The 12,986-nt window shown below is 68.6% G+C and carries 11 protein-coding genes; 7 read left to right on the forward strand and 4 right to left on the reverse strand.

Annotated features, from left to right (window positions below; genetic code table 11):
• Positions 1-10 precede the first annotated feature (10 nt).
• Positions 11-2,734 carry an excinuclease ABC subunit UvrB gene (uvrB, locus tag IEX89_RS08685; RefSeq protein WP_188911742.1) on the forward strand — a complete coding sequence of 908 codons (2,724 nt, stop codon included), beginning with the start codon at positions 11-13 and terminating at the stop codon, positions 2,732-2,734.
• A gap of 10 nt (positions 2,735-2,744) precedes the next feature.
• On the opposite strand, the gene IEX89_RS08690 is transcribed toward uvrB, so the two are convergent.
• Together IEX89_RS08690 and IEX89_RS08695 are read right to left on the reverse strand one after the other, a co-directional pair.
• The gene (locus tag IEX89_RS08690; protein ID WP_188911743.1) at positions 2,745-3,668 is read right to left on the reverse strand and encodes a retron St85 family RNA-directed DNA polymerase; all 924 of its coding nucleotides are present in this window, start codon (positions 3,666-3,668) and stop codon (positions 2,745-2,747) included.
• Complete coding sequence (locus IEX89_RS08695) at positions 3,652-4,596, reverse strand: retron St85 family effector protein (RefSeq protein ID WP_188911745.1); 945 nt, start codon at positions 4,594-4,596, stop codon at positions 3,652-3,654. Before IEX89_RS08695 ends, IEX89_RS08690 begins: the two co-directional genes overlap by 17 nt.
• 413 nt (positions 4,597-5,009) lie before the next feature.
• On the opposite strand from IEX89_RS08695, the gene IEX89_RS08700 reads away from it, so the two are divergent.
• Positions 5,010-5,405, forward strand: coding sequence for an endonuclease domain-containing protein (locus tag IEX89_RS08700; RefSeq protein ID WP_188911747.1), 396 nt, complete (start codon positions 5,010-5,012; stop codon positions 5,403-5,405).
• 390 nt (positions 5,406-5,795) lie between these two features.
• On the opposite strand, the gene IEX89_RS08705 is transcribed toward IEX89_RS08700, so the two are convergent.
• Complete coding sequence (locus IEX89_RS08705) at positions 5,796-6,062, reverse strand: helix-turn-helix domain-containing protein (protein WP_188911748.1); 267 nt, start codon at positions 6,060-6,062, stop codon at positions 5,796-5,798.
• A 142-nt stretch (positions 6,063-6,204) separates the two neighbouring features.
• Between IEX89_RS08705 and IEX89_RS08710 the strand changes: the two genes are divergently transcribed.
• Genes IEX89_RS08710 through IEX89_RS08725 form a run of 4 tightly spaced genes read left to right on the forward strand, consistent with a single transcriptional unit; the run spans position 6,205 to position 8,818 of the window.
• A complete protein-coding gene (locus IEX89_RS08710) occupies positions 6,205-6,726 on the forward strand; it encodes a hypothetical protein (RefSeq protein WP_188911750.1) in 522 nt (173 codons plus the stop codon).
• A complete protein-coding gene (locus IEX89_RS08715) occupies positions 6,713-7,324 on the forward strand; it encodes a glutathione S-transferase family protein (RefSeq protein WP_188911751.1) in 612 nt (203 codons plus the stop codon). Before IEX89_RS08710 ends, IEX89_RS08715 begins: the two co-directional genes overlap by 14 nt.
• A gap of 43 nt (positions 7,325-7,367) precedes the next feature.
• The gene (locus IEX89_RS08720; RefSeq protein ID WP_188911753.1) at positions 7,368-8,033 is read left to right on the forward strand and encodes a uracil-DNA glycosylase family protein; all 666 of its coding nucleotides are present in this window, start codon (positions 7,368-7,370) and stop codon (positions 8,031-8,033) included.
• The gene (locus tag IEX89_RS08725) at positions 8,030-8,818 is read left to right on the forward strand and encodes an enoyl-CoA hydratase-related protein (protein ID WP_188911756.1); all 789 of its coding nucleotides are present in this window, start codon (positions 8,030-8,032) and stop codon (positions 8,816-8,818) included. The genes IEX89_RS08720 and IEX89_RS08725 overlap by 4 nt, the downstream gene beginning before the upstream one ends.
• Before the next feature lie 18 nt (positions 8,819-8,836).
• Here the strand turns inward: IEX89_RS08725 and IEX89_RS08730 are convergent, their stop codons facing one another.
• Positions 8,837-12,322 (reverse strand): AsmA-like C-terminal domain-containing protein, encoded by a 3,486-nt coding sequence (locus IEX89_RS08730; protein ID WP_188911758.1) that lies wholly within the window; start codon positions 12,320-12,322, stop codon positions 8,837-8,839.
• A 153-nt stretch (positions 12,323-12,475) separates the two neighbouring features.
• Between IEX89_RS08730 and bcp the strand changes: the two genes are divergently transcribed.
• Positions 12,476-12,940 carry a thioredoxin-dependent thiol peroxidase gene (bcp, locus tag IEX89_RS08735; RefSeq protein ID WP_188911760.1) on the forward strand — a complete coding sequence of 155 codons (465 nt, stop codon included), beginning with the start codon at positions 12,476-12,478 and terminating at the stop codon, positions 12,938-12,940.
• The last annotated feature ends 46 nt before the right edge of the window (positions 12,941-12,986 follow it).

Raw genomic sequence — 12,986 nt, forward strand, 5'->3', positions numbered from 1 at the left:
TATTGCCGCCATGGCGCGCTCCCCGAAGACCTCCTCGAATGCCCCGACCTCCGATTCCGGCGCTCCCGCGCGCAAGGGCGCGCGGCCCAAGGCGCAGAAGCCGGAGCTGAAGCCGCTCGACGAGCACCTCGCCGAGCTGCTCAACCCCGCTCTGTCCAAGAAGAAGTCCGGCGGCTCCGCCGTGACCGGCTTCGCGGAGGCGCCCCAGCGCGGCTTCGAGACGGGATACGAGACGGGTTTTGTCGGCGAGCTCGACCCCGACCTCGCCTCCCCCGCCACCCGCGACCTCGCGGAGCGCCCCGGCGGGCCGCCGCGCAAGGGCGGGCGCCCGAAGAAGCCCTCCGAGCTGCCCCCGCCGGAGGATCTCGCCGGCGGCGGCGTCTCGGCGACCGTCCAGGCGCTGGAGGATCTCCTCACCTCCGGCAACCCGCTCTTCAAGGACGGCAAGCTCTGGACGCCCCACCGGCCGATGCGGCCGGAGAAGTCCGAGGGCGGGCGGCGCTTCGTCATGAAGTCGGACTTCCAGCCCGCCGGCGACCAGCCCGCCGCCATCAAGGAGCTGGTGAAGGGCGTCGGCGAGAACGAGCGCGACCAGGTGCTGCTGGGCGTCACCGGCTCGGGCAAGACCTTCACCATGGCCAAGGTCATCGAGGAGACGCAGCGTCCCGCCCTCATCCTGGCGCCGAACAAGACGCTGGCGGCGCAGCTCTACGGGGAGTTCAAGTCCTTCTTCCCCGAGAACGCGGTCGAGTACTTCGTCTCCTACTACGACTATTACCAGCCGGAGGCCTACGTCCCGCGCTCCGACACGTTCATCGAGAAGGAATCGTCCATCAACGAGCAGATCGACCGCATGCGCCACTCGGCCACGCGGGCGCTGCTCGAGCGCGACGACGTCATCATCGTCGCCTCCGTGTCGTGCATCTACGGCATCGGCTCGGTGGAGACCTACACCGCCATGTCGTTCTCGGTGAAGCAGGGCGAGCGCATCGAGCAGCGCCAGCTCATCGCCGACCTCGTGGCGCTGCAATACAAGCGCATCCAGTCGGACTTCACCCGCGGAACCTTCCGCGTGCGCGGCGACGTCATCGAGCTCTTCCCCGCCCACTTGGAGGACCGCGGCTGGCGCATCGGCCTCTTCGGCGACGAGATCGAGACCATTCAGGAATTCGACCCGCTCACCGGGCAGAAGACGGCGGACCTCGAGTTCGTCAAGATCTACGCCAATTCCCACTACGTCACCCCGCGCCCCACCCTCCAGCAGGCCATCAAGGGCATCAAGGAGGAGCTGCGCACGCGCCTCGCGGAGCTGACCAATATGGGCCGCCTGCTCGAGGCGCAGCGGCTGGAGCAGCGCACCCAGTTCGACCTGGAGATGATCGAGGCCACCGGCGCCTGCAACGGCATCGAGAACTATTCGCGCTACCTCACCGGGCGCCGCCCCGGCGAGCCGCCGCCGACCCTGTTCGAGTACCTGCCCGACAACGCGCTCGTCTTCACCGACGAGAGCCACGTCACCGTGCCGCAGATCGGCGGCATGTATCGCGGCGACTTCCGCCGCAAGGCGACGCTGGCCGAGTACGGCTTCCGCCTGCCCTCCTGCCTCGACAACCGCCCGATGCGCTTCGAGGAATGGGACGCCATGCGCCCGCAGACGGTGCACGTCTCCGCCACGCCCGGCAATTGGGAGCTGGACCGCACCGGCGGCATCTTCGTCGAGCAGGTCATCCGCCCCACCGGCCTCGTCGACCCGATCGTCGAGGTCCGCCCCGCCAAGACGCAGGTGGACGACCTGCTCGGCGAGGTGCGCGACATGGCCGCGCGCGGCTACCGCACGCTCGCCACCGTGCTCACCAAGCGCATGGCGGAGGACCTCACGGAGTACCTGCACGAGAACGGCGTGCGCGTGCGCTACATGCATTCGGACATCGACACGCTGGAGCGCATCGAGATCATCCGCGACCTGCGGCTCGGCGCCTTCGACGTGCTGGTGGGCATCAACCTCCTGCGCGAGGGCCTCGACATCCCCGAATGCGCCCTCGTCGCCATCCTGGACGCCGACAAGGAGGGCTTCCTGCGCTCCGAGACGTCCCTGATCCAGACCATCGGCCGCGCCGCCCGCAACGTCGACGGCCGCTGCCTGCTCTATGCGGACACGATCACCGGTTCCATGCAGCGCGCGATGGCCGAGACCGAGCGCCGCCGCGAGAAGCAGCTCGCCTACAACGCCGAGCACGGCATCACCCCCGAGAGCGTGAAGCGCGCCATCGGCGACATCCTGGAGAGCGTCTACGAGCGCGACCACGTGCGCGTCGACACGGGCCTCGCAGAAGCCGGCGCCACCGTGGGGCACAACCTCAAGGCCATCATGGCCGACCTCGAGAAGCGCATGCGCGAGGCCGCCGCCAACCTGGAATTCGAGGAAGCCGCCCGGCTGCGCGACGAATTGAAGAGGCTCCAGGAGACGGAGCTGCTCGTGGGCGACGACCCCATGGCCCGCCAGGCGGATATCGAGGCCGGTGCCGGGCGGTACGGCGCGGGGGACGCGCGCGGGGGGCGGCCTAAGGGTGGGTCGCGGGTGGCGAAGCCGGTTCCGGGGGAGATGGGCCCGGGCACGGACCGCGAGCGGCCGCTCGGGGCCGGGGCCGTGGGCGTCCGGCCGGCGGGGAGGTCGATGGAGGGACGGCCGGGGCAGGCGCCGAAGTACAGGGGGCGGAAGGAGAAAAGGGGGTGAGGGGGGAGCTTTACTTCTGATGACGGAGTGCCAGAACCTCAACTCCGTATTTCCTCCTCATTCTGTCAACAAACTGTGGTTCGATCGCATTTGCGAAGGCGAGGAGCCCATGCAAGTGCTTCGTTTCAGCTACACCTAATCGGCCAAGTGAATAATGGTGCAGTTTAGCAGAAATGAGCCTTTTTCTATCTCGCCCGATCGAGATCTCACCATTCGGTGTCACGATCAAGCCAGTCACATTCCGTCTATGCGCCTTGGAAAGCCAAATAGTCTTCGTCGTATTCAAGCGCAATGACGGACTTTTCATTTCTTTGACGAATCGAACAATTTGCTTATGAACAACTTCAAGCGATTGTGTGTTTGTCGCAGAAAAGGTCATATCGTCCGCGTAGCGGGTGTACTTTACCTGATTCACGCGGCATAACGCATCCACATGTACATCAAAATCATAGAGCAATGCATTAGAAAGTGGCGGCGATGAAGGCGCTCCTATCGATAAGCGTAAATCGGATGCCTTCTTTGGCTTCCAGAAAAGGGCATGTGTAAGAAACTTAATTTCCGTATCACTCAGTTTAAACTGAGTATTGGATAAGTATGAGATAAGATCATGCGGCCGAATCGATGGAAAGAAATTTGCGAAATCCATCTTGACGATAAACTCTTGTCTGACATGAGGCTCTACGTTCTTCCTAATGTTGAATCCGAGCCTATATGCAGTCGCAGAGTCGTGAATCGGAAATTGCGAAATTAGCGAACGGACAATTGAACGCTGAATACCCTTCAACTCCCGTGCGGGATGTGCAATCCACCTAGGAGTACCGTCGCGCTTCATGATCGCGAATTCACGGTATCGGCTCGGCAGGCTTGGGCCAATGTAGATCAACTCTTCGGGCGCCAACCCGTTCTCGATTGCAACCTCACGCAGCAACTTCATCAGCCGCCTCCCCCAAGCTTCTTCTAAATACATCAACGCGAAAGTCGTTCTTCTTTTTCAATTCCTGGAAGATGTCAAATCTCCAGCGCAAGGTGTCATTCTTCTTCTTCGGCTTATATGCAACAGCACTTGGGGAAAACCCTTTGGTTGCGACGTAATAATAAAACTGCTTGTATTTGCGGCGCTGGATCCATCCAACAAGCTGTAGCGCATGAAACATCAGTCTCATTTCACGATCATCTAAATCGATGTCGAGCCTATTCAAGTAACTCTGCATTTCGATAATTGTCACGCCATAAAATAGGTATGCGAGTTGTGCAATCAAATTCATGATATGCGACTTACTTCTCGGCTTGAATTTCTCCTCAATACTCCTCGATGAAACTATACCAAATACATCCTGGTACAGATCACCCACAACCGGAGATGAAGCCCTCAACGTCTCTCCCTCCGAGATAAATGGATAGTTTGAAACTACCTCTTCACCAAAGGATTTCTCAAGAAAGAGCAGTGGTCCGTTGCTTATAAAGGAGTCAACAGGATGCCTGTCGTCCTTCACTGCAACAAATAATCTAGATGCGATCTCCGACGATTGAGAGAATGCACCGAGCTCAGCTATAGATCCAGCAGATTCCAAGATAAGTATATTGACCTCAGACAATGAGGCGACGTACTTCTCCAATTCAAGCAAGTCATTGAATTTGGCAGGTGAAAAACTCTGATTAACGTCTTCTGCAAGGACGATCGGAATGCCTGCGGCAAGCTCTTTGCGCGTATGACACCGTCTAAGAAAATGTTCCCGCACAGAGCAGGGCGTTTCTGCACCCTCATTCAGTTTTCCACCACACAGAAATACGAATCTATGCGGACGCTTAAGCCTCCATTGTTGCAAATTAATAGCGTCGATAAAACTCGCGATCTCGTGCAACACAGCTCTTTACCTAAAGAAGGCGCGGACGACGGGCTTAACTGCGCCGAGACTTCGGTGCAGTTAAGCCCGTCGTCCGCGCCGTTAAACTCGATCAATTTTCGATTGCCTGGCGAAACGCCCGGCAGGGGGGTAGCCCCCCGTTCGCGTAAAGAGAGCTTGACACTACCGTGGCGCTCACAACCTGTCAACACTCAAGCTGTCGTGCGGCGGCTGCACGGGCCGGGTCGTTTCGGCTCCGCCGAACGCTGCGCGCCCCATCCGTCTCGGCTCCGCCGAGCCACCTTACCCTACAGGGAAGGAGTGGCGCCTACCCCTACATGTATCTTCATACACCTGTATTCTTAAGGATGCAGGAGTGGCACGGGTCGGGGCATCATGTTCTTACTTCGTTCGCATTGGGAAGCCCGACCATGAGCAGCGGCTATCACAAGCGCCCCGGCACCACCGTTTCGACGCAGCTCGCTCGCGACCTGCGCAAGCGGATGACGCGGCACGAGGCGAAGCTGTGGGTCGCCCTGCGCCGCCTGCGTCCGGCGGGCTTCACCTTTCGGCGGCAGGTGCCGATCGGCCCGTACGTCGTCGACTTCGCCTGCCTGAAGGCGCGCCTCGTCGTCGAGGTGGACGGCAGCCAGCACGGCTTCGACGCGCACCGCGCCGAGGACCGGCTGCGCGATACGTGGCTGGCGGAGCGCGGCTTCCTGGTGGCGCGCTTCTGGAACTACCAGGTCGACCGCGAGCTCGGTTCCGTCATGGACACCATCTTCGCCCGCCTCACCGAACCACGCGCACCCTCTCCTTCCCTGTAGGGGAAGGTGGATCGGCGGCGTAGCCGACGAGACGGATGGGGCACGCCGGCAGGCGTGTTCGGCGAAGCCGAATTCCGGGGCGGCTGGGCGAGCCGGGGGGGTTCGGCTTTGCCGAACGCGCGTCCCGCGCGCCCCATCCGTCACGCCGCTTCGCGGCGCGCCACCTTCCCCTACAGGGAAGGAGAATTGCCGGAACCGCGGGCACCCTCTCCTTCCCTGTAGGGGAAGGTGGATCGGCGGCGTAGCCGACGAGACGGATGGGGCACGCCGGCAGGCGTGTTCGGCGAAGCCGAATTGCGGGGCGGCTGGGCGAGCCGGGTCGTTTCGGCTCCGCCGAACGCGCTTCGCGCGCCCCATCCGTCACGCCGCTTCGCGGCGCGCCACCTTCCCCTACAGGGAAGGAGGGGGGTCGCGGAAGCGGACGCCTGCTCCGCCGCCGTTGGCGTCGATGAAGACCACGCCGGCGTCCTCGAAGGCGCGGCGGATGGCGGTGGCGGTGATCTTCAGGCCGCCGAGGGGGCCGGCTTCGGCTTCGAGGCGCTTGACCGTGGCGATCGAGATCTCGGACTTGCCGGCGAGATCCTGCTGCGTCCAGCCCAGCAGACCGCGGGCGGCGCGCATCTGCTCGCTGGTGATGCGGGTTGAACGCGAGTCCATCTTGCGCTATTTTCGCTCAGGTGCTATACAAGGGGTCAGTCAGCCAGTCCGGCCGACTTGATACTAAAGGTCCCACCTTCCCCCCGCCACCCCCGCGCGCCCCCGGCGCGCGAACCCTCCCGCTCGTCCCGAAGGAGCCCTCATGGTCCCCTCCCCCATCCCGGCCGCCGCCGCGGCCGCGAGCCCGTTCGCGCGCGCGAACGCCCCCGCGTGCCCCCTCCACGCCCTCGCCCTCGAGGCGGAGGGGATGATCGGGCGGGCGAATGCGCTGGACGAGCGGGCGGGCGCGGCGGACACGTCCGGGGAGCGGGCGGCGGCGAACGCGGCCATGGACGAGGTCGGGCGGGGGCTCGATCGGCTGTCGGAGCGGGCGGCGCGGCTTGCGGCGGGGTCGCGAGAGGGGGCGCTGTTCGCCCTCGTGCTGGCCGCGGGCGAGGCGAAGACGCTCGCCGTCTCCGACGACGCCCCCGGCCCGGCGCTCGACCGCCTCGTGCGCCACCTCTGGACCATCCGCCGCGCGCTCGAACGCGACGCCGCCCTGCCGGAGCGCGTGTGCGAGTACTGGATGCCCCGCCGCTCGCGCCCCCCGCTTGACCATTCCCCCACCCCCGTGCTCGCCTCCTTCCCCAACGACACGGGAGGCGGCAGCCATGAAGCTCTATGACGGCGGGCGGGCGCCCAATCCGCGGCGGGTGCGGATCTTTCTCGCGGAGAAGGGCGTCTCGGTGGAGATCGTGCCCGTCGATCTCGGCCGGCTCGAGCACAAGGGCGAGGCGTTCTCGGCCGTGAACCCGCTCCAGCGCGTGCCCGCGCTCGTCCTCGACGACGGCATCGTGATCACCGAATCGATCGCCATCTGCCGCTACCTGGAGGCGCTCCATCCCGAGCCGCCGCTCTTCGGGACGGACCCGCTGTCCGCGGCGCTCGTCACCATGTGGGAGCGGCGCGTCGAGTTCGGGCTCCTGTCGGCCATCGCGGCGATCTTCCGCCACACGCACCCGGCCATGGCGGAGATGGAGGTGCCGCAGGTGCCCGAATGGGGCGTGGCGAACCGCGCGCGGGTGACGGAGGCCCTCGCCTTCCTCGACCGGCGCTGCGGCGAGACCCCGTTCCTCGCGGGCGAGACGTTCTCGGTGGCCGACATCACCGCGCTGGTCGCACTCGACTTCCTGCGGCTCGTGAAGATCCCGATTCCCGACGAGCTCGGCGCGCTGCGCGATTATCACGCGCGCCTGAAGAGCCGGCCCAGCGCCGCGGCGTGAGGCCGCCTCGCCTTCGCCGCACGGCGGGCCTAGAGCCCTCGGCATGACCGCCGACACCCGTCTCGACGACACCCTCGCCGCGCTGCGCGCCTGCCGCATCTGCCGCGACGCGCCCATGCGCGGGCCGGCGCTCCCCCACGAGCCGCGCCCCATCGTCCAGGCGCATCCCTCCGCGCGGCTGTGCATCGCGAGCCAGGCGCCGGGGAACCGCGCGCACGTGGCGGGCATACCCTTCCTCGATCCGTCGGGCGTGCGGCTTCGCGCCTGGCTCGGCCTCGACGAGGCGACGTTCTACGATCCCGCGCTCGTCGCCATCGTGCCGATGGGCCATTGCTTCCCGGGTTACGATTCCAAGGGCGGCGACCTGCCGCCGCGGCGCGAATGCGCGCCGGCCTGGCGCAGCCGCGTCCTCGCCGGGCTGCCCAACCTGGAGCTGATCCTCGTCATCGGCTCCTACGCCCAGAGCTGGCACCTGCCGGACCACGCCAAGGCCGGCCTCACCGACACCGTCCGGAACTGGCGCGCCATCCTCGATGCGCCGCGCGCGCCCAAGGTGCTGCCGCTGCCGCATCCGTCGTGGCGCAACAATGCCTGGCTCAAGAAGCACGCCTGGTTCGAGGCCGACCTCTTGCCCGTCCTGCGGGAGCGGGTGCAGGGTCTCCTCGACGAGAGCGCGCGCGACCGCGCACGGGAGGAAGACGCCGCATGACCGAGGTCCTGACAATCGCCCGCGAGAACGGGGTCGCCACCCTCGCCCTCGCCCGCCCCGACAAGCTCAACGCCCTCACCGCCGAGCTGCACGCGGCTCTGCGCGATGCGCTGGCGCAATGCGCCGACGACGAGAGCGTGCGCGTCGTGGTGCTCACCGGCGCCGGGCGCGCCTTCTCCGCGGGCCAGGATCTCACCGAGGACCTGCCGCGGGACGAGGCCGGGCGCATCGATCTCGGGCCGCCGCTCGCGCGCGACTACAACCCGCTGATCCGCACGCTGATCGACTACCCGAAGGTGACGATCGCCGCGTTGAACGGGCCCGCGGTCGGCGCGTCGATGAACATCGCGCTCGCCTGCGACATCGTCGTCGCCGCGCGCTCGGCCTACCTGCAGGAGGCCTTCGCCAAGATCGCGCTGATCCCGGACGCGGGCGGCACCTGGCTGCTGCCGCGGATCGTCGGCCCCAAGCGCGCGATGGCGCTGATGCTCACGGCCGAACCGGTGCCGGCGGACGAGGCGAAGGCGCTCGGCCTCGTCCACGCGGTGTGGGACGACGCCGCCTTCGCCGGGGAGGCCCGCGCCTTCGCGGAGCGCCTCGCCGCCGGGCCGGCGCTCGCCTACCGCCTCACCAAGCAGGCGCTGGCGAAGAGCTTCGACAACGACGTCGACGCCCAGCTCGTGCTCGAGGCCGCGCTCCAGCGCGAGGCCGGCTTCTCGGAGGATTTCGCCGAGGGCATCGCCGCCTTCCGAGAGAAGCGCGCGCCCCGGTACACCGGGCGCTGAGGCGGGCTGCGCGCGCCCTCAGCCCGGCGTGATGTCCAGCGGCGGCGCAGGCGGGGGCGATTCCAGGCGCGGGCCGCGCTGGGTGGGCGCGCCGGCGCCGAAGAGGCGGCGCAGCACGCCCGGCGCGATGGCCGAGAGCGGATTGACGCTCAGCGCCGGCTCGTCGATGGCGCCGGAGAGGCGAAAGTTCACCGCGAACAGCCCCTCGTACTGGCTCCCGCCGAGGATCGTGCCGAAGACCGGCACCTGGGCGAAGGCGTTGTTGAGGCCGTAAGCCGGCACGTAGGAGCCGGCGATGTCGAGCTGCTCGCCCTCGAGATCGACCCAGCCCTCCAGCGTGAAGCCGACCTGAGGCCCCCACATCCGCGCGTCGGCGAGCGTCAGCACCGGGCCGTCGCGGATGAAGTCCACCTGCGCCTTGGTGAAGAGCGCCTCGCTCGGGTTGACGGCGGGTCCGGATAGGCCGAAGCGCGCGTCGTTGCCCGCCGCCTGCGGCAGCTGTCGCCCCACGACGCTGCGTAGCGCCGGCTCGTCGCGCAGCACGAAGTCCCACAGGATCAGCTCGCCCGGCCCGCGCTCGTCGCCGAGGCCGGCGGCGAGGTAGAGCCGCCCGCCGACCATGCGGTCGTAGAGGTCGAGGAAGCGCAGGGTCGCGCCCGCATCCGCGCTCTCGGCGCTCAGCCGCCCGTCGGCGATGCGCACGGTGAGCGGCCCGTCGGGGAAGCGTGCGTCGAGCGAGCCGGCACGCACCGCGCCGTCGACGACGGCGAGGCTGGCGTTCACGTTGGTGAGGACCTCCTCGCCGAAGCCGCCGAGGATGTCGAGGCGTAGGTCGAGGGTGGCGTCGAGGTCGTCGCGCGCCTCGGCCCCGCCGCCTTCGTCGTCGTCCTCGCGCAGGGCGGCGAGGACGGGGCGCAGGTCGAAGACCGAGCCGGCGAGCCGCCCTGCGAGCGCGCCGCCCGCCCCGCGCGAGAGCGCGAAGGCGGCGTCGTCCCCGGGCGAGAGCCGCGCGCGGGCGAGGTCGAGGCTCGCGAGATCGCCGTTCGCGTCGAGCCGCCCCGAACCCCTGAGCGAGACGGCGCCCGAATCGAGGGCGAGGTTCGAGAAGGCGAGCCCGTCGGCGCTCGTGGCGACGTCGAGGGCGAGCATGCCCGCGGCGCCGGGCTCCTTGCGCCAGCCGGGCAGCAGGTCCGTAACCCGCGCGCGGGCGAGGTCGGCCTCGATGCGGGCCGAGACGTCCTCGCCGGGCCCGAGCGTCGCCTCGATGCTCGCCGCGATCTCGCCCGCGAGGGTGCCCGGCGGCACGATCCCGCGCTCGGCGAGCGCGGCGGCGCCGATCGTGCCGGAGAGCCGCGCGCGACCCTCGCCGATGCGCGGATCGACCAGCGAGATCTCGACGGGGCCGCCGGCGAGCGTCCCCGTGCCGTCGAGGGTGAGCGTGCCGTCGGGCGTGAAGGCGAGGGCGAGCGAGCCGTTCTCCAGGCGCTCGACGTCGCCGAGCAGCGGCGCGGAGACGTTCTCGAGCCGTCCCTCGGCGCTGATCGGCAGGCGCGCCACCTCGACGGGCTCGCCGATGGGGAAGGAGAAGGCGACGTCGAGAGCGACGTCGCCGGACACGCTCTGCGGATCGAGCGCGAGATCGGCGGCGCCCGCGAGCGCCGGCGCGGCGAGGAAGGCGGCGAGCCCGTCGAGCCCGCCCGTCGCCGTGAAGGCGATGCGCGAAGGCGAGGTCGGCTCCCAGTAGTTCTCCAGGCGGAACGTCCCGGCCTGCGCGTCGAGGCGCCGGCCCTCGGGGAGGATCACGTGCGCGTCGTGCGCGTCCACCGACGCGCTGTCTCCGGACACCCACCCGCTGACCGCGACGTCGCGCAAAGCGGGGAAGTCGTCTCCGAGCACGAGCCGCACGCCGTCGAGCGCGAAGCGCACGTCCACCGTCTCGGCGGGCAGCGGCTCCTCCTCGAAGAGGCCGGCCAGCTGCGCGGCGTCGAGGGCGACGGCGACGTCGAGATCCGCGACGTTCCCCTCCTGCACGGCGTCGCGCAGGAAGAGCCGCGGAATCGGGGCGACGAAATCGGGCCAGAGCGCCAGCGCCGTGCGCACGGGCATGTCGCCGGTCTCGAGCCCGACCCGCAGCCCGCCCCCGTGCGCGGGGCCGCCGAAGGAGGCGTCGAGTTCGAGGTCGATGCCGGGCCCTTCGAGCGCGGCGCGCTCGACCACGATGCCGTCGGGCCCGCCGCGGGCGGCGATGTCGATGCGCGACAGGGCGAGCGTCGGCTCCGCATCGGTCGCGCCGCGCACGACCGCGTCCTCGCCGGACAGAGCGAGCGCCCAGCCGCCCCCCTCCTCCGCGGGCGTCAGCGCACCGGCGAGGCGCACGCGCGTGCGCCCGCCGGAGAGCTCGACATCGTCGAGCGCGAGCACGCCCGCCTCGGGATCCCACGTCGCCCGCGCCGCGAGGCGCTCGACGGGCACGAGGGGCATGAACGGATCGCTCGTGCGCAGCCAGCCGTCGCCGCTCTCGAGAGCGGCCTCGAAGCGGCGCACGTCGCCCTGCGGACCGAGCGCGATCTCGGCGGAGCCGGTGAGCGTCAGATCCTCCGAGCCGAACGCCTCCGAGAGGCCGGTCATCAGCGTGAGGTCGCGCACCGGCATCGCGTCGACGGCGAGGCGCGCCACGCGACCGCCCTCCCCGTCCGGCGCCAGCGCGCCCTCGAAGCTCCAGGGGCCGCCGGGCCCGTCGAAGGAGGCGGCGATGCGCCGCGCGCCACGCTCGCGCCAGATGCGCAGGTCGACGTCGGCGAAGCCCACGCGCTCGCGCCCGTCCGCGTCGACCAGCGTCAGCCGGGCGCTGTCGAGGCGCGCGTTGCCGAGGGCGCCGATGGGGCTCGCGTCGTCGAGGAGGCCGGCGAGCGCCGCCGCGAGGGCGCGCACCGGGCCTACGGGCGCGCCGTCCTCGGCGGAAGCCGGCACCGGCACCGGCGCCGGATCAGGCTCGGCGGCGGCGTCCGGCGGCAAGAGCGAGAGCGATCCGTCGCGCGCCACGCGCACGCGCAATTCCACGTCCGAGAGCACGAGCGCCCGCGGCGCGGGATCGCCGGCGACGAGGGAGAGCGGGCCTACAGCGACCAGCGCCCGCGGCGCGTGCGCGATGCGCTCGCCCTCGGCATTGGAGAGATCGAGCCCGTCGACGGCGAGGGCCGGGGTGCCTTCGTGCAGCGTCAGCGCCGAATCGGCGAGCGTCACGCGCCAGGCCGCGCCGAGCCGCTCTTCCAGTGCGGCCGCGACGCGCTCGGAGAGGCCCTCGACCTCCATCGGTCCCGAATCGAGCCGCAGGTAGAGGAGCCCGCCGAGCACCGCGAGGGCGGCGAGGAGCCACAGCTTGGCGCGGATCAGCCGCCGGCCGAGCCGCCGTCGCTTCCAGCTGCGCGAGCGCAGGCCCGCGCTCGGCCCAAATCGGTCGCCGCGCAAGGCGCTCGGCCGCAGATGCGTGACCTCCTCGTTCAAGCGCAACCCGCCCCACGCCCCGGTCTCCGGGCCCCCTTGCGCATGCGCGCGCGAGGCTTCCCCGGAGGAGTGATCCCTGCTTCATTGCCCGCCGTAGACGACGCGCGCTCTCCGCGCGACGACCATACCGCAAAACCGACGAAAGGATGGCACATGGCGCTCGTCATCGGCGAACCCGCTCCCGGCTTCACCCTCCCCGCAGACGGCGGCCGGACGGTGTCGCTGGCGGATCTGAAGGGCAAGAAAGTCGTCCTCTATTTCTATCCGAAGGATGACACCTCCGGCTGCACGAAGGAAGCGCAGGCGTTCAACGGCATGCGCGACGCCTTCGCCGCCGAGGGCGCCGTGATCGTCGGCGTCTCGCCCGATTCGCCGAAGAGCCACGACAAGTTCAAGGCGAAGTACGAGCTGGGCTTCGACCTCCTCGCCGACGAGGAGAAGGGCATGCTCGAGGCCTACGGCGTGTGGGTCGAGAAGAGCATGTACGGCAAGAAGTACATGGGCGTCGAGCGCACCACCGTCCTCATCGACGCCGACGGCAAGGTCGCGCGCGTGTGGCCCAAGGTGAAGGTGCCGGGTCACGCCGAGGAGGTGCTCGACGCGGTGAAGGTGCTCTGAGCGGCGGGGCGCGCGGCATTGCCTGCGCGTCGTTTGCCGGATCTTA

It is taken from the genome of Salinarimonas ramus (assembly GCF_014645695.1).
Lineage (GTDB): Bacteria > Pseudomonadota > Alphaproteobacteria > Rhizobiales > Beijerinckiaceae > Salinarimonas > Salinarimonas ramus.